18 protein-coding genes are annotated in these 19,405 nt (G+C 62.6%); 6 read left to right on the forward strand and 12 right to left on the reverse strand.

From position 1 onward, the window contains the following. Positions 1–664 precede the first annotated feature (664 nt). Positions 665–1,888, forward strand: a complete 1,224-nt coding sequence (gene pepT / locus OKC40_RS09525) for a peptidase T (RefSeq protein WP_270794953.1) — start codon at positions 665–667, stop codon at positions 1,886–1,888. Between the two features lie 213 nt (positions 1,889–2,101). Then, positions 2,102–3,799, forward strand: a complete 1,698-nt coding sequence (locus OKC40_RS09530; RefSeq protein WP_270794955.1) for a lysophospholipid acyltransferase family protein — start codon at positions 2,102–2,104, stop codon at positions 3,797–3,799. 126 nt (positions 3,800–3,925) lie between these two features. Here OKC40_RS09530 and OKC40_RS09535 read toward each other — a convergent pair whose 3' ends face one another. The 4 genes from OKC40_RS09535 to OKC40_RS09550 all read right to left on the reverse strand — a co-directional run bounded on the left by OKC40_RS09535 (position 3,926) and on the right by OKC40_RS09550 (position 6,917). Further along, on the reverse strand, positions 3,926–4,234 hold the full coding sequence (locus tag OKC40_RS09535; protein ID WP_019445942.1) for a SelT/SelW/SelH family protein: 309 nt from the start codon (positions 4,232–4,234) through the stop codon (positions 3,926–3,928). 78 nt (positions 4,235–4,312) lie between these two features. Further along, complete coding sequence (locus tag OKC40_RS09540) at positions 4,313–5,437, reverse strand: adenosylhomocysteinase (protein WP_058052119.1); 1,125 nt, start codon at positions 5,435–5,437, stop codon at positions 4,313–4,315. 182 nt (positions 5,438–5,619) lie between these two features. Next, a complete protein-coding gene (locus OKC40_RS09545) occupies positions 5,620–6,357 on the reverse strand; it encodes a hypothetical protein (protein WP_270794956.1) in 738 nt (245 codons plus the stop codon). Beyond that, the gene (locus tag OKC40_RS09550; protein WP_139408144.1) at positions 6,357–6,917 is read right to left on the reverse strand and encodes a YceI family protein; all 561 of its coding nucleotides are present in this window, start codon (positions 6,915–6,917) and stop codon (positions 6,357–6,359) included. Before OKC40_RS09550 ends, OKC40_RS09545 begins: the two co-directional genes overlap by 1 nt. Before the next feature lie 109 nt (positions 6,918–7,026). Between OKC40_RS09550 and OKC40_RS09555 the strand changes: the two genes are divergently transcribed. Then, positions 7,027–7,929 (forward strand): LysR family transcriptional regulator, encoded by a 903-nt coding sequence (locus OKC40_RS09555; RefSeq protein ID WP_270794959.1) that lies wholly within the window; start codon positions 7,027–7,029, stop codon positions 7,927–7,929. Positions 7,930–7,984: 55 nt separating this feature from the next. Here OKC40_RS09555 and OKC40_RS09560 read toward each other — a convergent pair whose 3' ends face one another. Next, on the reverse strand, positions 7,985–8,401 hold the full coding sequence (locus OKC40_RS09560; protein WP_270794961.1) for a hypothetical protein: 417 nt from the start codon (positions 8,399–8,401) through the stop codon (positions 7,985–7,987). A gap of 67 nt (positions 8,402–8,468) precedes the next feature. Here OKC40_RS09560 and OKC40_RS09565 point away from each other — a divergent pair, with 67 nt between their 5' ends. Then, positions 8,469–10,199, forward strand: a complete 1,731-nt coding sequence (locus OKC40_RS09565) for a formate--tetrahydrofolate ligase (protein WP_270794963.1) — start codon at positions 8,469–8,471, stop codon at positions 10,197–10,199. Positions 10,200–10,283: 84 nt separating this feature from the next. On the opposite strand, the gene OKC40_RS09570 is transcribed toward OKC40_RS09565, so the two are convergent. Next, positions 10,284–11,939 (reverse strand): methyl-accepting chemotaxis protein, encoded by a 1,656-nt coding sequence (locus OKC40_RS09570; protein WP_270794965.1) that lies wholly within the window; start codon positions 11,937–11,939, stop codon positions 10,284–10,286. Positions 11,940–12,350: 411 nt separating this feature from the next. Continuing rightward, on the reverse strand, positions 12,351–13,007 hold the full coding sequence (gene folE / locus OKC40_RS09575; RefSeq protein WP_270794967.1) for a GTP cyclohydrolase I FolE: 657 nt from the start codon (positions 13,005–13,007) through the stop codon (positions 12,351–12,353). A 308-nt stretch (positions 13,008–13,315) separates the two neighbouring features. Between folE and moeA the strand changes: the two genes are divergently transcribed. Together moeA and moeB are read left to right on the forward strand one after the other, a co-directional pair. Then, a complete protein-coding gene (moeA, locus tag OKC40_RS09580; protein ID WP_270794969.1) occupies positions 13,316–14,542 on the forward strand; it encodes a molybdopterin molybdotransferase MoeA in 1,227 nt (408 codons plus the stop codon). Beyond that, entirely contained in the window at positions 14,539–15,294 is a 756-nt protein-coding gene (moeB, locus tag OKC40_RS09585; protein WP_270794971.1) for a molybdopterin-synthase adenylyltransferase MoeB, read from the forward strand. Before moeA ends, moeB begins: the two co-directional genes overlap by 4 nt. Before the next feature lie 63 nt (positions 15,295–15,357). On the opposite strand, the gene OKC40_RS09590 is transcribed toward moeB, so the two are convergent. The 5 genes from OKC40_RS09590 to moaE form a co-directional block, all read right to left on the reverse strand. Continuing rightward, positions 15,358–16,134, reverse strand: coding sequence for an alpha/beta fold hydrolase (locus tag OKC40_RS09590; RefSeq protein WP_270794973.1), 777 nt, complete (start codon positions 16,132–16,134; stop codon positions 15,358–15,360). 91 nt (positions 16,135–16,225) lie between these two features. After that, positions 16,226–17,326 (reverse strand): molybdenum ABC transporter ATP-binding protein, encoded by a 1,101-nt coding sequence (gene modC, locus OKC40_RS09595; RefSeq protein WP_270794974.1) that lies wholly within the window; start codon positions 17,324–17,326, stop codon positions 16,226–16,228. Continuing rightward, entirely contained in the window at positions 17,323–18,003 is a 681-nt protein-coding gene (modB, locus tag OKC40_RS09600) for a molybdate ABC transporter permease subunit (RefSeq protein ID WP_270794976.1), read from the reverse strand. Before modB ends, modC begins: the two co-directional genes overlap by 4 nt. 111 nt (positions 18,004–18,114) lie before the next feature. Continuing rightward, complete coding sequence (gene modA / locus OKC40_RS09605) at positions 18,115–18,843, reverse strand: molybdate ABC transporter substrate-binding protein (protein ID WP_270794977.1); 729 nt, start codon at positions 18,841–18,843, stop codon at positions 18,115–18,117. Between the two features lie 87 nt (positions 18,844–18,930). Continuing rightward, positions 18,931–19,404, reverse strand: a complete 474-nt coding sequence (gene moaE / locus OKC40_RS09610) for a molybdopterin synthase catalytic subunit MoaE (RefSeq protein WP_270794978.1) — start codon at positions 19,402–19,404, stop codon at positions 18,931–18,933. Position 19,405 lies beyond the last annotated feature (1 nt).

Consider the following 19,405-nt stretch of genomic DNA (forward strand, 5'->3'; position numbering starts at 1 on the left):
ACGCATGCGTGTTGATAGACGACAACAACCACAGCCCACCTCACCGTCAGTGACCGCCCATGACAAGGGAAGATGATGAGCCGATGGCCCACTCGGTCAAATGAAGGATGAGAGTCTGTTGTTCTCCCTGATACCGGAGCCTAACCGGTATTAAAGAAACCATTCCCCAGCAGTGTCTGTCGTTTCTGCGTGCCTCGCCCTATAGGCGTATGATCGGTCGGGTTTCTGGCGGCTCTGCCTACTTCAGGGTTGCCCTTGGATCGGCGCGGAGTGTACACACTTACCGCAGGCGGTGACAATAAAAAATAGTGTTCAAAATCCCCTTTTAATAAGTCGATCAAATCTTGCTGGCGGGCAGGCGGGCTCTGGGATGGCGCAGGTTATGCGACAGCCCGCTTTCCCCTTGAAAAGTGTGTGAAAACGCCATGACGGGGCTGATGCCTTGCTGTGCGGTGGCCAAGGGGAATTTAGCCGTGACCGCCAGTGCCTAAATATCGTAATAAATGCCAAATTTATGCGCCCCCCCTCGCCGAAGTTGCCCCGCGCGCCGCACATTCGCCGCTCTTCCCTTGCGTCAAAAAATGGGAAAAACCTGCGCTGACGCAATGAGTCGCCTGCACGGATTGGCCACAATGACCGCTCACAATCGGTTAGAGGCTGACTAATGGATACCCTGCTTGAGCGTTTTCTGCGTTACGTGACTTTTCATACCCGCTCCGATGAGACCAATCCTGCCTGCCCCAGCAGCGAAGGCCAGCTGATCTTCGCCCGTGCCCTGCAAGAAGAGATGAAGGCGCTGGGGCTGACCCAGGTCACCCTGGATGAGCACGGCTATCTCACCGGCTGTCTGCCGGGCAACCAGCCGGACGCCCCCGCCATCGGCCTGATTGCCCACATGGACACCGCCGACTACGAGGCGGAGCAGGTCAAACCCCAGATCATCGAAAACTATCAGGGTGGTGACATCTGCCTTGGCAAGGGTGACGAAGTGCTTGCCATCCGTGACTACCGTTTCCTGAAAAACTATCTGGGTCAGGATCTCATCACCACCGACGGCACCACCCTGCTCGGCGCCGACGACAAGGCCGGCATCGCCGAGATCCTCACCGCCATCGCTCACCTGCAGGCCCACCCCGAGATCCCGCGCGGCGATATCTGGATTGGCTTTACCCCGGATGAAGAGATCGGCCGCGGCGCCAACCTGTTCCCGCTGGAGAGATTCCCGGCCAAGTGGGCCTATACCGTGGATGGCGGCGAACTGGGGGAGCTGGAGTATGAAAACTTCAACGCCGCCAGCGCCAACCTGCGCTTTGTCGGCAACAACGTCCACCCCGGCACCGCCAAGGGCAGCATGATCAACAGCCAGACCCTGGCCGCCCGCTTCCACGCCGCCATGCCCGCCGAGCAGACCCCGGAGTGCACCGACGGGTATGAGGGCTTCTTCCATCTGGCGCAGATGAGCGGCACCGTGGAAGAAAGCACCCTGCACTACATCATCCGTGACTTCAACGACGAGCGTTTCGCCGCGCGCAAGGCAGAGATGCAGAGCCGGGTGGCCGCCCTGCAGGCCGAGTATCCCAAGGCGCGCATCGAGCTGACCCTGACCGACAGCTATCGCAACATGCGCAGCCAGATCGAGCCGCACATGCATATCGTCGAGCTGGCCAAGGCCGCCATGGAGGCCGCCGACGTGGTGCCGAAGATCAAGCCCATTCGCGGCGGTACCGATGGCGCCCGTCTCTCCTTTATGGGTCTGCCCTGCCCCAACCTCTTCACCGGTGGCCACAACTTCCACGGCAAGCACGAGTTCATCCCGCTGCAATCCATGGAGAAATCGGTCGCCACCCTGGTGGAGCTGGTGCGCCTCACCGCAGCCTGGCGCGGTTAATCGGGTCGCTATCTTTACCGCGACAACAAAGGGGGGAGCCGGTTAACCGGCTCCCCCCTTTGCTATCTGGCCACCAGCCATCAGGAAAGGGAAAACGCAGAGCGCAGTACGAGGACAACTGACCGCCGCTGCCATCAAACTGTCATCCCGCTGACATGTCGCGGGAACAGTGTCACATCATGCTGGGAGCAACGGATCGCCGGAGCCCTCCAGATGTTCACTATCGATACCCTGCTGACCCAGCACTTCCCTCGCCTGCTTGGTTACCCCCTGCTCACCCCGCTGTGCAAGCGGCTGCTGGGCTGGCTGCTCAACGAACGGGCCTTTGCCGACTTTGCCGCCCGCAACCCGCACCTGCGCGGCCTCGACTTTGTCGAGCAGGCGCTGACCCAACTCGATTTCGACTATCGGGTCAGCGAGGCGCAGCTGGAGCACATTCCCGCCAGCGGCCGGGTCATTCTTGTCGCCAACCACCCCATCGGCTCGCTGGACGGACTGGTGCTGCTGCAGCTGCTCGGCCGCATTCGCCCCGATGTGAAGATCGTTGCCAACCAGCTGCTGGCCCAGCTCGCGCCGCTGCGCCCCCTGCTGCTGCCGGTGGACAACATGGCGGGCAAAACCGATCGGCAGGCCATCCTCGCCATGAACGAACACCTCGCCCATGAAGGGGCGCTGGTGATCTTCCCTGCTGGCGAAGTCTCGCGGCTCGGCCTCAAGGGGGTGAAAGATGGCTCCTGGCAGGCGGGCTTTATCAAGCTGGCCCAGCGCACCCGCACCCCGCTGGTGCCGATCCATCTGGGGGGGCGCAACAGCCTCTGGTTCTATCTCGCCTCCTGGCTCAACAAGCCCGCCTCCGCCCTGCTGCTGGTACGCCAGCTGTTTCGCCAGCAGGGGCAGACCCTGCCGGTGACCATAGGAGCGCGCATTCCGCTCGGCAGTTTTCAGGATCTGCCCGCCAAGACGGCGGCGCGGCTGGTGCGCAACCATCTCTACCGGATTGGCCGTGGCAAGGCGGGGCGCCTGCAGACCGAGGCCCCCATCGCCCTGCCGGAGGATCGCCGCCAACTCAAACAGGCCATCGAAAGCTGCGAGCAGCTCGGCACCACCCCGGATGGTCAGGGGATCTACCTCTACCGCCGCCACGAACTGAGCCACTCGGTGATCCTGCGCGAGCTGGGGCGGCTGCGGGAGATCGCCTTTCGCGCGGTGGGGGAAGGATCCGGCAAGCGACGTGATCTCGATGGTTTTGACAACGACTATCACCACCTGATCCTCTGGGATCCGGCCCGGCTCGACATCATCGGCGCCTATCGGTTCGCCCCGGTGGCGGAGCTGCTGGCCAGCAAGGGGAAGGATGGTCTCTACAGCCACACCCTGTTCGGCTTTGAGGAGAAACTGCTGCCCCGGCTGGAACAGGCCCTCGAGCTTGGCCGCAGCTTTATCCAGCCCGCCTACTGGGGCAAGCGGGGGCTCGATTATCTCTGGTTCGGCATCGGCGCCTATCTGGCCCGCTATCCCCGCTACCGCTACCTGTTTGGCCCGGTGTCGCTCTCCGGCAGCCTGCCACCGGCGGCCAAGGATCTGCTGGTGAGCTTCTACCGCCAGCACTTTGCCCCCGAGCTGGCGCTGGCCCCCTCCCGCCGTCCCTACCCCGAGACGCAGCCCCTGTTCGACGGGGTAGATTACGGCGCCGACCTCAAAGCACTCAAGGCCCGCCTCGACAATCTGGGCTGCGCCATCCCCACCCTCTACAAGCAGTACTCCGAGCTGTGCGAGCCGGGCGGGGTGCAGTTTATGGACTTTGGCATCGACCCCGACTTCAACCACTGCATCGACGGACTGGTGTGGGTGGATGTGAGCCGCATCAAGCCCCACAAGCGGGCCCGCTATATCGGCAGCCATCTGGCCTAGCCGCGCTCATAGCCCCGCAGGCGCCAGGCAAACAACCAAATGCAAAAAAGGAGAGGAAGGCCATGGCCTCCCTCTCCTTTCTCAGTCTTGCTGAACTCTTTTTCGGGGCACCCAGCCCATCTGGCGTTACTCGGCCGCTTTGCGATCAGAGTGGCCGAGATCCCGCTCCGGGGCGATGACATCGCGCACCCGCTGCTTGATCTCCTTGGCCTCGGGAAAGCCGTCATCGACCACCCGATCCCACACCTGCACCCCGCCCACCAGAATGCGGAACTCCCCCTTGCTGGCCGGCACCAGCGCCACCTCTCCCAGATCGCTGTCGAAGGTGGAGAGCAACTCCTGCGCCAGCCAGGCGGCGCGCAGCATCCAGCGACAGAGGGTGCAGTAGCGGATTTCGATGCGGGGTTTGCTGATCAGGGTTTCAGACTCGGTCATGAGTGACTCCATAAAAAAAGCGGCCAATGGCGGGAAGTGGCGTACCGCCGCCCAATGGCCGCTCCCGGTTTGGTCAAATCAGTGCTGATCAACCCCATGAAAATCGGCCAGCCAATGGCGGGCAATGGTACGCATCGCCGATTCTGGCAGCTCGAACAGGCCGGGAGCAAGGGGGCCTGCCGCCAGCATCCGGATCCCTTCCATGATCTCCGCCAGCACCAGATAGACGTATTCGCCAATCACGGCGCCATGGACGAAGTTGACCGCCTCGCCCCGGTTGAGCAGGTAGATCTGGCTGCCATCCGGCCGGTTGAGGGCCAGCACATGGGGGCACACCTCTTCGCTCGGCCACGGCAGCTGGGCCAGCGAGAAGGCGAACTCGTCGTCGGCCGAAGTGACCGAGGCCACCATGGTGCCGGGGCGCAGCGCCTGCAGATCCGCCAAGTCCAGCGAGCCATTACCCGTGGAGCAGATCACCAGCTCGGCACGGCTCAACGCCTCGGCCTTGGTGATCAGGCGAAAACCGTGGGAGAGCGCTTCCACCTGTCGCAGCACATCGGTCTCCACCAGTCCGAGATGGAGGTTACGACAGCGCAGGTCGCGGGCGATGCTGCGCCCCACCTTGCCATAACCAAACAGCACGGCTTCGCAGACGTTGAAGGTGCGGTTGAGGGTGCGCGCCAGCGACTCGGCGGAGTAGACCACGCTCAGACCAATCTGGATATCCTCGGCCTGCTTGAGGGGGCTGCGCGCCACCGACACCACCGGGGTCGCCAGCACCTCCTGCTCATAGCGCTGATGGCCGTTCTCGGTCATCTCCACCACCCCGAGAAAACGGGGGCCGAAGTACTCGCTCAAGATCACCTGGGTTCTGGCGAAGTAACCGCCGATATCGAGGATCAGCAGCCGCTCGTGGGGGGCCACCAGCGGTGCAATCTGCTGGATGAGGCTGTCGGGATCATTGGTCCAGTGCCGGTTGAGGGGCAGCACCGGATAGTGTTGGGATACCCACTCCAGGGTCGGGCCGTGTACCGATTTCGGTTTGGGCAAAATGGCGCCGATCCGCCCAATCCGGGAAAGCGCTTCGATAAAACGGGGGCGATCGGGAAGCAGGTGAGTGACCAGCAGAATGCAGAGACCGTCGATACGTCCCTGTCCGGTGAAATGGCGAAAAAACAGATGCTCAGATCCTTGACTGCGCAACTGTGGCCTCCTTATGTGCCGCAAAGCAGGCAAACAGAACCCGGCTCGGCCGGGTTCTGTGTGTGTCCAAATAAAATGAAAATCCTTTTTATCTGAAACACATAGGGGGCTCAATCATTATCTGCCAAGAGTATGAGCGGGTATGCAAAAATGACTGTAATTGCCTGTTTTTCATGCAAAAATCAGTACAAAGAAGCAGCGGGCCACACCCACCACAGGCTAAGTCCGGTCCCCGCCGCGGCGAGCAGGATCAGTGCCCCCCAACGCAGCGGCCACGGCTTGTCACGCAGCGCCCACTCCAGCAGCGGCAGCAGCCAGACCGGCAGCAACACCACCAGCGGCACCTCCACATATTGCCAGGCGAGCATCTGGACAAAAGCGAGTGCCAGCGCCAGACCGGCGGGTGCCACCTTGATGCCAACAAAGGTGGCGAGCAGGGCGCGAAAACCGGCGAAAGCGGCCAGCGCACCGGCCAGTTGGGCAATCAGCAGGCTGCCATCGATGCCGATCACCAGCGCCAGCCAGATAAAGCCGAGGGCAAACCCGAGCCCCTCGCGGCTGTCACCGCGCAAGCCGCTCCAGCCAAACCAGAAGATGGCGGGCAGCAGCGCCAGCCAAATCATCGGCTCACTGGCCAGCACCGAGGCCAATCCCTGCCACCACACCAGCGCACTGAACACCGCAAAAAGCAGCAGCGAACCGCGCAGATCGCTCACCTGAGCCGCGATGGCGGACACCAGCAGGGTCAGCGGCAACCACTGCCACGCTTTGGCCGGGATGCCATAGAGGCCGCCAAGCAAGGAGCCCACCAGCCAGAGCGCCAGCGCACCCCACAGATACCCCAGTCGCGGCCAGCGCCACGATAGCAAAGCGGCTCCCAGAGGAGCCGCCAGGGTTTGCAGCAGAAGTTCCGCGCCCATTACTTGCGCACGCCTTCGACAAACAGGTTGATGTTCATCTCGTCTGGGATGCCGGGCAGCATGTAGCTCACGCCAAAGTCACTGCGCTTGATGGTGGTGGAGGCGTTGAAGCCACTGCGGTAGCCGCCCCAGGGATCCTTGCCTTCACCAATCTTGACCAGATCGAAGGCCACTTCTTTGGAAACGCCGTGCAGGGTCAGGGTCCCTTTCAGCACGCCCTTATCCTTGCTGCCCTCGTAAGCAGAGCTGACGAAAGTCATCTTGGGATACTGCTTCACGTCGAGGAAGTCAGGGCTGCGCAGGTGCTTGTCTCGGGCCTCGTGGTTGGAATCGACGCTGGCGGCATCCACTTCAAAGCTCGCCTTGGCCGCCGCCGGGTTGGCATCATCCATGCTGAAGGTGCCGCTGAAGGTGTTGAAGCGACCCACCAGCTCGGAGAAGCCCAGGTGACCCACCTTGAACTGCACCGTGGTGTGCGCCGCATCCACATCGTAATCCGCCGCCATCAGAGGGGTAGCCATAAACAGGCAGGAGGCCAGCAGAGCCTTGGTCATTTTCATCCGTTCGTTCCTTCATCTTGGGGTTCACATTAGTGGCTAAAATGCTAACCTCGTTCTGAAGATGGATAATCAGTGATTTATTAAATTCATTATTTACTGAGGATGGAAAATGGACCAGATCGCCGCCATGCGCACCTTTATCAAGGTGGTGGAGTGCCAGAGCTTTACCAAGGCCGCCAACCAGCTCGGCATCTCGGTCGCCATGGCCTCCAAACTGATGCAGCAGCTGGAAGAGTCCCTCGCCACCCGGCTGCTGTCGCGCACCACCCGCCAGGTCAATCCCACCGAGGCGGGCCAGTTCTACTACCAGCGCTCCCTCGCCCTGCTGGCGGAGCTGGAAGAGACCCACAGCCAGCTGACCCACCACAACCAGCAGCCCAACGGCACCCTCAAGCTCTCGGTGCCGATGGATTTTGGCTATCTGCACCTCTCCCCCGCCCTGCCGCTGTTTCGCCAGCGCTTTCCCGATCTCAAGCTCGATATCGAGTACAGCGACCGGCGGGTGGCACTGGTGGAAGAGGGATTCGATCTGGCGCTGCGTATCGGCCACCTCAGCGACTCCTCGCTGGTGGCACGCCAGCTGGCCACCATCAAACTGGAACTCTGCGCCAGCCCCGCCTATCTGGCTCGCAAGGGGGCACCGCAGAGCCCGGAGGATCTCAAGCAGCACGACTGTCTGGTCTATACCCTGACCCAGCCGGAGTGGCACTTCAAGCAGAGGGGCGAGGCCCAGAGCATCCGGCCGCAGGGGCCGCTGCGGGCCAACAACGGGGTGGCGCTGACCCGCGCAGCTTGTGATGATCAGGGCATCATATTGCAGCCCACCTTTATCGTGGGGGAGGCGCTGCGGGCAGGGCAGCTGGTGAGCCTGCTGCCGGAGTGGGAGAAGGGGGAGGTGGGGCTCTATGCGGTCTATCCGCACCGCCGCTTCGTCTCGGCCAAGGTGCGCTGCTTCATCGAGTTCGTGCAGGAGCGCTATCTCGCCCCACAACAGTGGGATAAACCGACCTGATTGCCAGAGCAGAGGGTACGGCCTGAATGTCCGGCCTGCTGGTCCGGCTTGAAACCTAGCGCTGGCCTGGGGCCGCGGCCGGAACCAGCTTCGCCAGCAGACGCTCCTGCTCGAGGCTTAACTGCCAGCGCGGCAGACGGGTGCGGATCACCGACAACTGCGGCTCACTGAGGGCATAGGGGAGCGCCACCTCCAGCTCGCTACAGTCAAACATGGCGGCCAGCTGCAGGATCAGAATGAGGTTTGCCTCATCGGTCTTGTGCTTGTTGACCCGTTTGCGGATCTCGTGGCGCAACTGGGTTTCCGGGTCCTGAGTCATCGCCTGCCAGCCGAAACCGAACAGCGGCACCAGCGCACTGACAATCCCCAGCGCCGTCATCGGCTGCTTCGGGGGATGATAGAGTTCGTTGAGATTCAGCAGAACAGGATTCTGACGAACCTCACCCTCACCAAATAAAATCGTTTTCGTCATTGGATTACCCGTTATATTCCACTAGACTGCGCCGCATATTTTACCCCGATATGCCAACGAGGTGCTGATGCTAAGCGATATCGAGATCTCCCGCCAGTCCCCCCGTCTCTCCATTCACGCGCTGGCCGAACGCCTCGCCATCCCCCAGCACCTGCTCAGCCCTCACGGCCACTACAAAGGCAAACTCAGCCTCGACCTGCTCAAATCTCAGCCAAAACAGAGCGGCAAGCTGGTGCTGGTAAGCGCCATCACCCCGACCCCGCTCGGTGAAGGGAAGACGGTAACCACCCTTGGCCTCTCCATGGGGCTCAACCATATCGGCCAGCCCAGCATCGCCACCATCCGCCAGCCGAGCCTCGGGCCGGCATTCGGGGTCAAGGGGGGCGCAGCCGGTGGCGGCCACGCCCAGGTGGTGCCGATGGAGGAGATGAACCTCCACCTCACCGGCGATTTTCACGCCATGACGGCGGCCCACAACCTGGCGGCGGCGGCCCTCGATGCCCGCCTGTTCCACGAACAGAAACTCGGCGATGAGTTCACCGCCAGAACCGGTTTGCCACGGCTCGAGATCGACCCGGCCCATATCCTCTGGCCGCGCACCCTCGACATGAATGACCGCGCCCTGCGCCACCTCACCATCGGTCAGGGTGGCGCAAGCGACGGTGTGGAACGCAGCGATCGCTTCGTCATCACCGCCGCCTCCGAGCTGATGGCCATTCTGGCGCTGGCAAGCGACCTCAAAGACCTGCGCCAGCGCATCGGTCGCATCCAGCTGGCCCGCAACATCCACGGCAAGCCCGTTACCGCCGAGCAGCTGGAAGTAGCAGGCGCCATGACGGTGCTGCTCAAAGACGCGCTGCAACCGACCCTGATGCAGACCACCGAGCAGACGCCGGTGTTGGTACACGCAGGCCCCTTTGCCAATATTGCCCACGGCAACTCCTCGGTGATCGCCGATCGCATCGCCCTTGGCCTGACCGACTATGTGGTGACCGAAGCGGGTTTTGGCTCCGACATGGGGCTGGAGAAGTTCTTCAACATCAAGAGCCGCCAATCCGGCATTACTCCCGCCTGCGTGGTGCTGGTGGCCACGGTGCGCGGCCTCAAGGCCAACAGCGGTCTGCTCGATATCCGCCCGGGTCAGCCGCTGCCGGCGAGCCTGCAAGGGGAAGATCTGCCGACCCTCAAGCAGGGCTGCGCCAACCTCGCCTGGCATATCCGGAACGCCCGCTGCTACGGGGTGCCGGTGGTGGTCGCCATCAACCGCTTCCCCACCGACAGCGAGACCGAACTGGCGCTGCTGGCCCATGAGGCACAGCAAGCCGGAGCCTGTGGCGCGGCCATCTCCAACGCCTTCACCCAGGGTGGTGCCGGTGCCAGCGAGCTGGCCCGCGCCGTGGTCGCCGCCTGCGAGCAACCCGGCAAGGTGAAGCTGCTCTACCCCGATGAGATGAGCCTCGACGCCAAGCTGGCGACGCTGGTGGAGTGCGGCTACGGTGGCCGCGGGGTGCAGCTCTCCGACAGAGCCCGCCAGCAGCTGGCACAACTCTCCGCCGAGGGGTGGGGTCACTTGCCCATCTGCGTGGCCAAGACGCCGCTCTCCATCAGCCATGACCCCGCCCTCAAGGGGGTACCGACCGATTTCGAGGTACCCATCGACGAGGTAAAGCTCTGCGCGGGTGCCGGGTTCGTCTATGCGCTGGCGGGCCCCATCATGACCATGCCGGGGCTGGGCAGCCTGCCTGCCTATCGTCATATCGATATCGATGAAGATGGCGAGATAGTCGGCCTGAGCTGAGCCCTTCCACAACGCCAGAAACAACCCAGAAACAACAAGGCCCCGCCAATTTGGCGGGGCCTTCTGTTATCCAGGCGTCACGGTTTAGAGGGTGAAGCGCTGGGTCATATGGTGCAGGGTGTTGGCCAACTTGCTCAGTTCGCCACAGGCCTGGGCGATCTGATGGGCGCCCTGGGCATTCTCGTCAGCGGCATTGTGAATGTTGACGATGCTGCGGTTGAGCTCTTCGGTCACCGCGTTCTGCTCTTCGGTGGCGGTGGCGATCAGGGTGTTCATGTCGGTGATGCGCACCACGGCACCATTGATGGTATCGATACTGGTACCGGCATCCCGCGCCAGACCGACGCTCTCCTGCATCTGGTGACGGCTCAGCTGCATGGCGTTGCCCGCCTCGGCGGCGCGGCTCTGCAACAGCTCGATCATCTTGCTGATCTCGGCGGTGGAGTCCTGGGTACGCTGGGCCAAGGATCGCACTTCATCGGCAACAACCGCAAAGCCACGGCCCTGTTCACCGGCACGGGCAGCTTCGATGGCCGCGTTAAGGGCCAGCAGGTTGGTCTGACCGGCGATATCGCGGATCACATCCAGCACCACACTGATGTTGGCGCTGTCGGCCTCCAGCTGCTGCACCACGGTGCCCGCCTGTTCAATCTTGACCGACACATCTTCGATACTGGCGATGGAGCTGCGTACCACTTCGCTGCCGGCCGCGGAGGTGCGGGAGGCATCCTTGGCGGCGCTCATGGCATCCGTGGTGTTGCGGGCCACTTCGTGAACGGTGGACTGCATCTCGTTCATGGCTGTCGCCACCTGGGAGACTTCGTTCTGCTGGATGGCCATGCCGCTGGCAGACTGGCTGGAGATGGCGCTCACCTCCTCCACCGCACTGCTGAGCTGGCTCACGGAACCGGCGATCTCGCTCACCAGATCGGAGAGGGAGCCCTGCATCCGGTTGATGGCGGAGCCCAGCTGACCCAGTTCGTCGCGGTTGAAGCGGCTGTCGCGGATCCACTGCTGCAGTTCACCCTGCCCCAGCTCGCCATTGGCAATACGCTGGGCCTGACGGGCCAGCATGATCAGCGGATCGCGGATCTGGCGAGTCAGTACCATGGAGAGCACCACCACCAGCCCCAGACCGAGCACCAGCGCGATGGTGACGCTCAACTTGGCGGAGTCGTAGGAGGCAACCACGACCTTGCGCGACTCGGTCGCATAGCCGTGGTTGATGCGGATCAGCTCCGCCACCGACTTGTGCAGATTGTTGTAGAGGGGGATCCCCTGATCCATGAAGACGGTCTGGGCCTCACTCATCAGGCCGCTATCCTGCAACTGCTTCACCTGCTGGTGCAGGGCCAGGTAGCTGGCCCAGTCACCCTTGACGATATCGAAGGTGCGACGCTCTTCCACGTCCTGCACCCAGATGGTCTTGTCGTGGTCAATCATCTGCTGTTTGAGGCGCTCCACCAGCTGGGCGGCCGTGGTGCGGTACTCGGCACGCTTCTGGGGATCAGAAGCCACCAGGAACAGGGCCAGTTCATAACGACGCAGCTCACTGATGCTGTCACCGATGTCATTGGTGCGGTTGACTGCGGGCAGGATGCTGTCGGTAAAACCGATAGCCGCCCGGTTCATGTTGCTGAACTCCAGCAACGAGAAGCCGCCGATAAAGGCGACCATCAAACCGAGCACGGCAAAGCCGGCGGTGAGTTTTTTGCCTATGGTCATGGAACTGGTATTCATGGCGTATCCTGGTGGTCGTTAAATTCGTTGCACTCGTCCGGTTCACGCCCTCCTGGCATGAACTATCTGGCCACTTGTTCAGTGGCGCACCATCCAACCTTGATGAATATCTCTGAATTCCATGAGCGGCAGCGAGAGCCGTGAGGGGGCGCTAGAGTAACCGGATTGTGGCGGTTCGGAAAGAGTCTGCCTGGTTACTTTTTGTAAGGTGAAAGCGAGGGATTTTTCGTGCCCGATTAAATATACCGCTCAGATGAATAAATCGAAAAAATGCATAACGTTTACATAGTGCAAGCCGTGCGGGCCCAGCCGTTGCAGGCCGCCGCTCTCATCCACGGCCAATGAAAAACGCCAGCAATGGCTGCTGGCGTCTCGTTTATTCATGAGCACGGTTACAAAACAACCGCCTTTTTATCCGCGCAGGCCACCGAGAAACTCGGCGCGGGTATCGGGCTGGGTCTTGAACACCCCACCGAGGGAGGTGGTGGTGGTGTAAGAAGTCGAATCCATCACCCCGCGCGCCTTGACGCAGTAGTGGGTCGCCCGGATATTGATGGCCACGTCCTGGGTGCCGAGCAGGGTCTGCAGCGCCAGCAGGATCTGCTGGGTCAGCCGCTCCTGCACCTGGGGACGGCGGGCAAAGAACTGCACGATTCGGTTGATCTTCGACAGGCCAATTACCTTGCCACGAGGGATATAGGCCACATGGGCCATGCCGTCGATGGTGACGAAGTGGTGTTCGCAGGTGCTGGTGAGGCTGATGTCCCGCACCATGATCATCTCGTCCACCTGCATCTTGTTCTCGATCACCGTCACCTTGGGGAAGGTGGAATAGTCGAGGCCGGAGAAGATCTCGTTGACGTACATCTTGGCGATGCGATGCGGCGTCTCGGCCAGACTATCATCGGCCAGATCCAGCCCCAGGGTCTCCATGATGGAGCGCATATGGCCTTCGATCTTCTCCCGCTTCTCCTGGCTGTTCAGCTCGTTGGTGACCAGGGGGGTTTCCAGTCCCTGGGCTTCGAGGGCAGCCCTGACCAGCAAGGCTTCCGGACTTAAGGTTGTCATTATCTTCTCTCCCACGCTCAGGGACTGTGAGGGCCGCTCAAGGAGCAACCCCTTATGTTATGGCGGCGTACAGGGCCGACGGTATCGCTGTAATGGTCGCCACTCGGGATGTAACGGCCATCTGTTATGGCGGCATAGTAAACGGCCATTGCCGCCAAGATTCAAGTCAACTTGTGCGTCACCTCATACTTTATGGCCATCTACCCCCGTTTCTGCGCCGATTACCCCGAGAATCCTTGAGATAACCTGCCCATCCCCGGGGATTTTTGTGATAATCCCGCCTTCAATCATAGAAAGAGGTCATGACGATGGGATTTGATACCAGCGGACTACTCCCCTTAAGCGATGCCCTGCAAGGGATGCTGGAACAACTCGCCTGCTGCTGCGACAGCGAGCAGCAGCCCCTGCCAGAGGCCCTTGGCCGGGTTCTTGCCAGCGACATCGCCTCTCCCCTCGCCGTGCCCCCCTTCGACAACTCCGCCATGGACGGTTACGCCGTGCGCCTTTCGGATCTCACTGCTGGCACCCCGCTCATCATGGCGGGCAAAGCGTTTGCCGGTCAGCCCTATCAGGGCGAGTGGCCCGCCGGCCACTGCGTGCGGATCATGACCGGCGCCCCGGTTCCCGCAGGCACCGATGCGGTGGTGATGCAGGAAGAAACGCAGGCCGACGGCGATCGGATCACTTTTCTTACGCAACCCGAACCGGGCCAGAATATCCGCCGCACCGGCAGCGATATCGGCAAGGGCGCCTGCGTGCTGCCAGCCGGCACTCGCCTCACCCCAAGAGAGATGCCACTGCTAGCCTCCCTCGGCGTGGCTACCGTCGCGGTGCGCCGACCGCTGAAAGTGGCCATCTTCAGCACTGGCGATGAGCTCAAACCGGTCGGTACCCCGCTCGCCCACGGCGATATCTATGACTCCAACCGCTACGGCGTGCGGGCCATGCTGGCGCGCATGGGCTGCGACTGCCTCGACCTTGGTATCATCCCGGACGATCCGGCCCAGCTGCGCGCCGCCTTTATCCGCGCCGATGAAGAGGCCGATGTGCTCATCACCACCGGCGGCGTTTCGGTGGGGGAAGCGGACTTCACCAAACAACTGCTGGACGAGCTCGGCGAGATTGGCTTCTGGAAGCTGGCCATCAAGCCGGGCAAGCCGTTTGCCTTTGGCCGTCTGCCCCGCGCCTGGTTCTTCGGCCTGCCGGGCAACCCCGTCTCAGCCATGGTTACCTTCGATCAGCTGGTGCAACCGGCGCTGGCCAAGCTGGCTGGTCAGCACTTCGAGCGCCCGCTCCAGCTACAGGCCATTGCGGCCGAGCCACTCAAAAAGAGCCCGGGCCGACTCGACTTCCAGCGCGGCATCATGAGTCAGGGACCGAACGGCCTCGAGGTGCGCAGCACCGGCTCGCAGGACTCCGCCGTGTTCAGCTCCCTGTCGCGAGCCAACTGCTACATCGTTCTTGAACGGGAACGGGGCCGCGTCGCCGCGGGCGAAACGGTGACCGTGGAGCCATTCGGGGGATTGCTGCTGTGAGCGAGATCCTGAGCGACGCCGAACTGCTGCGTTACAACCGCCAGATCATCCTCAAATCCTTCGATTTCGAGGGGCAGGAGGCGCTCAAGCAGGCCCGTGTGCTGGTGATCGGCGCCGGTGGCCTTGGCTGTGCTGCCGGCCAGTATCTGGCAGTGGCCGGGGTTGGCCAGCTCACCCTGGTCGATTTCGACAAGGTGGAGCTCTCCAACCTGCAGCGTCAGGTGCTGCACAACGATCAGCGCATTGGCCATCACAAGGTGGACTCAGCAGCCCGCTCGCTGCGCGCGCTCAACCCCTGGCTCAAGGTGGAGACCCACGCCGCCGTGGCCGATGAGGCGCTGCTCGATACCCTTTTACCGGAACATCAGCTGGTACTCGATTGCACCGACAATCTGGCCATTCGCAACCTGCTGAATCAAAAGGCACGCCAGCACCGGGTGCCGCTGGTCAGCGGCGCCGCCATCCGGCTCGAAGGACAAGTTTGCAGCTTCACCTGGCAGCAGGATGAACCCTGTTACGCCTGTCTCAGCGCCCTGTTTGGCGAGCAGGCCCTCACCTGCGTCGAGGCGGGGGTACTCGCCCCCGTGGTGGGTCTGGTGGGCAGCCTGCAGGCCCTGGAAGCCATCAAGCTCTTGGCAGGCATGGGCAAAAGCTACAGTGGCCGCCTGCTGATGATCGACGGCCTCAGCGGCACCTTCCGCGAGATGAAGCTGCCCAAGCGCCCCGACTGCCCGGTCTGTTCCCATCCTTGACGCAAACGGGATCAAAAAAAGCCGAACCCTGTGGTTCGGCTTTTTTGTATCCCGGCCCCACGTTCAGTGGGTGGAGAGGATCCGCTGCAGCAAGTGGTTAAAGCCCGAGGGATCTTCCGCTGGCCAAGCGTGGTGACCGTTGGGGGTGTGGATGGTGGCGTTGGGCAGGGCGGCAAACTGCTCCACCCGTTTGGCGAGCGGCAGGTAGTCGTGACTGGTGGAGATGATGGCCACCGGCTGCCAAATGCTGCCAAGTCGGGCGCGTACCGACCAGCCGGGGAGCGCCTCCAGCAGCGCCTTGTAGGTTTTCTTTTTATTGCGCACGAAACGCAGCCGGAAGGTGTGGCGCACCTGGGCGAGATCCGGGCCTGGGAAGAGCTCGCGTCCCAGCCACCAGGCGAGGGGGCGCATGCCAAACCAGCGCAGCCACTTGAGGCGCTGGGCGTAACGCTCCTGCTCTTTGGGGCTCTCCAGAAGAAACTCGCTAAAGCCGTTGACCAGCACCAGCCCCTGCACCTTGTGCGGCAATTGCAGCGCCAGCTCCAGCGCGACCATGGCCCCCAGCGACAATCCCACCACCCAAGCGGGCTCGGGCTGTGCATCGAGCCAGTTCACCACGTCGGCCGCCAGGGTCGCCACGTCGAACGGCCCCTCCTGCATGCTCTGGCCGTGGCCGCGCAGATCCAGCGCCACCACCCGGTAGTGTTCGGAAAACCGTTCGATCTGCGCCTGCCAGTCGAGGCTGGAGGAGCCCAGCCCGTGCAGCAGCAACAGCAAGGGGCCCTCCCCCGCGCTACGCAGGGCAAGACCGTTGAATTTCATCACCTGATTGCGGCGCATCAGTGTATTGCCTCTCGACTCATCACCTGAACCATCTCTTGTTGTTATGTTGCCCGTGGCCATCCTGCCACGTTATCAGCGCGCCGCCCAATCAGCCTTCGCTGACCAGACTCACCGCCTTGATATAAGCGTAGATCTGCTGCTCCGGCGCCAGCGCCAGGCGCATGGCGGAGCGGCTGGTGATCCGAGCCAGCAGTATCTGCTCACCCAGCGCCAACTGCAACAGGGTCTGGCCGGGGCGCACCTCGCGCACCGCTAGCAGACGGGTGACGAGACAGTTGGAGAGACTGGAGTGCTCGATGGGGGCGGTGGCAATCACCACATCGCGCCCCGCCACCTTGATCTGCAAAGGGCCACTCTCGTCCGGCACATGGGTCATGGTGACCCGCAGCAGCTGCTCGCCGAGCTGCAGGGTCGCCATCTGTTCGTCGTCATCGTAATGGGCCAAGGTCGCATCCAGCATCACCCCGGCATCGTCACGGCTGGCGAGCGAGAGATCGGTGCGGGCGAAGATCTCGCTCGGCCGGCCTTGCGCCTCCACCCTGCCACCTTCCAGCAGCACCAGCTGATCGCAGAGCAGGCTCACCTCCTCCATTGCGTGGCTGACGAAGATCATCGGGATACCGCTCTCCTGCTGCAACCCCTTGAGCACATGGGCTTGATGGATGCGGCTGCGCCGATCGAGCGCAGAAAAAGGCTCATCGAGCAGCAGCAGATCGGGTTCGGCCAGCAGCGCCCGTCCCAGCGCCACCCGCTGGCGTTGGCCACCAGAGAGGGCATGGGCAGGCTGCCCCAGCAGATCGGCAAAGCCGAGCCTCGCCGCCAGCGCTTCGGGCTGCCAGCGCCCTCGCCCCTTGCGGGCCGCCAGTTGCAGATTGCCGAGCACCGTCAGATGGGGGAAGAGGCGAGAGTCCTGAAACACCAGTCCGATCCGGCGCGCTTCGGGCAACAGCGCGGCGCACTCCCGCCCGCGCCACAACAAGCGATCCCCAGTTTGGCGATCGAGCCCGGCGATGATGCGCAGCAGGGTGCTCTTGCCGCAGCCGGAGGGGCCAAACAAACCGAGGATCCCCCCCAGCTCGAGGGCCAGTGCGCAGTCGAGGGTAAAGGGGCCAAACTCGCGCCGGGCATGAAGGTTCAGGGCATGGCGGTGCAGGGCATTGCCTGGCGGCATAGTGGCTGGCTGGTTCATCCAAACACTCTCCGCTGTCTGCGTTGCAGCACCCCGTAGACCAGCACCAGCATCACCAGCGAGAAGGCCATCAAACCGCCAGCCAAAATATGGGCGTTCTGATAATCCATCGCCTCCACATGATCAAACAAGGCGATGGAGAGCACCTGGGTTTCGCCGGGGATATTGCCGCCAATCATCAGCACCACGCCAAACTCTCCCAATGTATGGGCAAAGCCGAGGGCCGCCGCCATCACGAAGCTGGGCAGGGTCATCGGCAAAATGATGTGGAAGAAGCGCTCCAGCGGGCCGAGCCCCATGGTCGCAGCAGCTTCCAGCTCCTTGTTGCCCATGTTGACGAAGGCGGAGGTGAGCGGCTGCACCACAAACGGCAGCGAATAGAGGATGGAGGCAAACAGCAGGCCGAGAAAGCTGAAGGCGAGCGGGGCGCCAAAGGTGTCGCGCCACCAGGCGCCGAAACCATATTCGGGGGAAAAGGCGAGTAGCAGATAAAAACCCAGCACAGTGGGGGGCAGCACCAGCGGCAGCGCTACCAGCGCCTCCACCAGCGGCCGCAGTCGGTTCTGACTGCGCGACAGCCACCAGGCCAGCGGCGGCGCCAGCAACAGCAAAATCGCGGTGGTACAGGCCGCGAGCTTCAGGGTGAGCCAGACCGCCAGCAGATCCCCTTCACTCATTGCCGACCTCCCGGTTGATAAATGCCCCCAACGGCATGGTATCCATCCTCATTGCAAAGAGTGGCCGACCCGAAGGCCGACCACTCAGGGTATCGCATCCGGCCCATCCCCTTATTGGGGCAGGGCATAACCCGCAGCCTTGATCTGTGCCTGACCCGGCCCCTTGAGCCAGGCGACCAGCGCCTCGACCGCAGCACCTTTCTTCAATACCAGCCCCTGCTGCTCGATGGGGGGATAGAAGTCAGCCGGTACCGCCCAGGCTTCGCCGGTCTTGCCCGCTTCCACCAGATTGGCCCAGGCGACGAAGCCCAGTTCGGCATTGCCGGTGTCGACAAATTGCCAAGTCTGGCCGATGTTGGCGCCAGTCAGCAACCGGTACTGCTTGGGATCGATCTTGAGATGGGTGAGGGTCGCCATGGCGGCAGCACCATAGGGTGCAGTGCGGGCATTGGCGATGGCGAGGTTGCCTTTCCAGCTGCGCAGAGTCGCCTCGTCAGGGGTTGGGCCCCCTTTCTTCCACAGCCCCAGCTGGCCGATGGCGTAGGTGAAGCGATCGCTCCCCTTGCCCTCTTTTTCCAGCTTCTCGGGGGTCGCCACATCGGCGGAGAGGAAGAGATCAAACGGTGCGCCGTGACTGATCTGGGTGTAGAGCACTCCGGTGGCGGCAGACGAGATGGCCAGGGTATGGCCGGTCTTGGCGGTAAACTCCTTGCCGATACGCTCGATAGTGCCCTTGAAGTTGGCGGCCACGGCCACCTTCACTTCATCGGCCTGCACGGCACCGGTATGCAAGGTAGCGGCGCAGACCCCTGCGATGACAACAGATAACAGCGGTTTCATTCCCTTTCTCCTGATGGGGCCCGCACATCCGCGCCCCTAAGCGGGGCCGTGGTTCCCGTTGAACCTGCGCCCCTCGTGATGAACAGGTCAGGCTTGCCAGCGGGCGGCGGCGGTATTGTCGCTCTCCTTGGCCTCGACCCAGCGTTGCACACCCTCGGCGGTCAGCTCTTTTTTCCAGAACGGCGCCCGGGTTTTCAAGAAATCCATGATGAAGTGACAGGCATCAAAGGCGGCGTCGCGGTGGGCACTGCTCACCGCCACCAGCACGATCTGATCGCCAAGCCACAGCTCGCCGATGCGGTGGATCAGGGTGCACTCCTGCAGCGGCCAGCGGCGACGGGCCTCCTGCACGATATCGGCCAGCGCCTTCTCGGTCATGCCGGGGTAGTGCTCGAGGGCCAGCCCCTTCACCTCCTCCCCCTGATTGAAGTCGCGCACCTTGCCAACGAAGGTGACGATGGCGCCACTATCGGGGCGGGTGGCGAGGCGGGCATATTCGTCCGCCAGCGAGAAATCGGCCCGCTGCACCAGAATGCGATCTGTGATGGCTACGTCGCTCATT

This window comes from Aeromonas sp. QDB11 (genome assembly GCF_027705265.1).
GTDB classification, from domain to species: Bacteria; Pseudomonadota; Gammaproteobacteria; order Enterobacterales; family Aeromonadaceae; genus Aeromonas; species Aeromonas allosaccharophila.

Coding starts and splice junctions, on each gene's coding strand:
- pepT (WP_270794953.1), top strand. CDS start 665: ATGGATACCCTGCTTGAGCGTTTTCTGCGTTACGTGACTTTTCATACC.
- OKC40_RS09530 (WP_270794955.1), top strand. CDS start 2,102: ATGTTCACTATCGATACCCTGCTGACCCAGCACTTCCCTCGCCTGCTT.
- OKC40_RS09535 (WP_019445942.1), bottom strand. CDS start 4,234: ATGACCGAGTCTGAAACCCTGATCAGCAAACCCCGCATCGAAATCCGC.
- OKC40_RS09545 (WP_270794956.1), bottom strand. CDS start 6,357: ATGGGCGCGGAACTTCTGCTGCAAACCCTGGCGGCTCCTCTGGGAGCC.
- OKC40_RS09550 (WP_139408144.1), bottom strand. CDS start 6,917: ATGAAAATGACCAAGGCTCTGCTGGCCTCCTGCCTGTTTATGGCTACC.
- OKC40_RS09555 (WP_270794959.1), top strand. CDS start 7,027: ATGGACCAGATCGCCGCCATGCGCACCTTTATCAAGGTGGTGGAGTGC.
- OKC40_RS09560 (WP_270794961.1), bottom strand. CDS start 8,401: ATGACGAAAACGATTTTATTTGGTGAGGGTGAGGTTCGTCAGAATCCT.
- OKC40_RS09565 (WP_270794963.1), top strand. CDS start 8,469: ATGCTAAGCGATATCGAGATCTCCCGCCAGTCCCCCCGTCTCTCCATT.
- OKC40_RS09570 (WP_270794965.1), bottom strand. CDS start 11,939: ATGAATACCAGTTCCATGACCATAGGCAAAAAACTCACCGCCGGCTTT.
- folE (WP_270794967.1), bottom strand. CDS start 13,007: ATGACAACCTTAAGTCCGGAAGCCTTGCTGGTCAGGGCTGCCCTCGAA.
- moeA (WP_270794969.1), top strand. CDS start 13,316: ATGGGATTTGATACCAGCGGACTACTCCCCTTAAGCGATGCCCTGCAA.
- OKC40_RS09590 (WP_270794973.1), bottom strand. CDS start 16,134: ATGCGCCGCAATCAGGTGATGAAATTCAACGGTCTTGCCCTGCGTAGC.
- modC (WP_270794974.1), bottom strand. CDS start 17,326: ATGAACCAGCCAGCCACTATGCCGCCAGGCAATGCCCTGCACCGCCAT.
- modB (WP_270794976.1), bottom strand. CDS start 18,003: ATGAGTGAAGGGGATCTGCTGGCGGTCTGGCTCACCCTGAAGCTCGCG.
- modA (WP_270794977.1), bottom strand. CDS start 18,843: ATGAAACCGCTGTTATCTGTTGTCATCGCAGGGGTCTGCGCCGCTACC.
- moaE (WP_270794978.1), bottom strand. CDS start 19,404: ATGAGCGACGTAGCCATCACAGATCGCATTCTGGTGCAGCGGGCCGAT.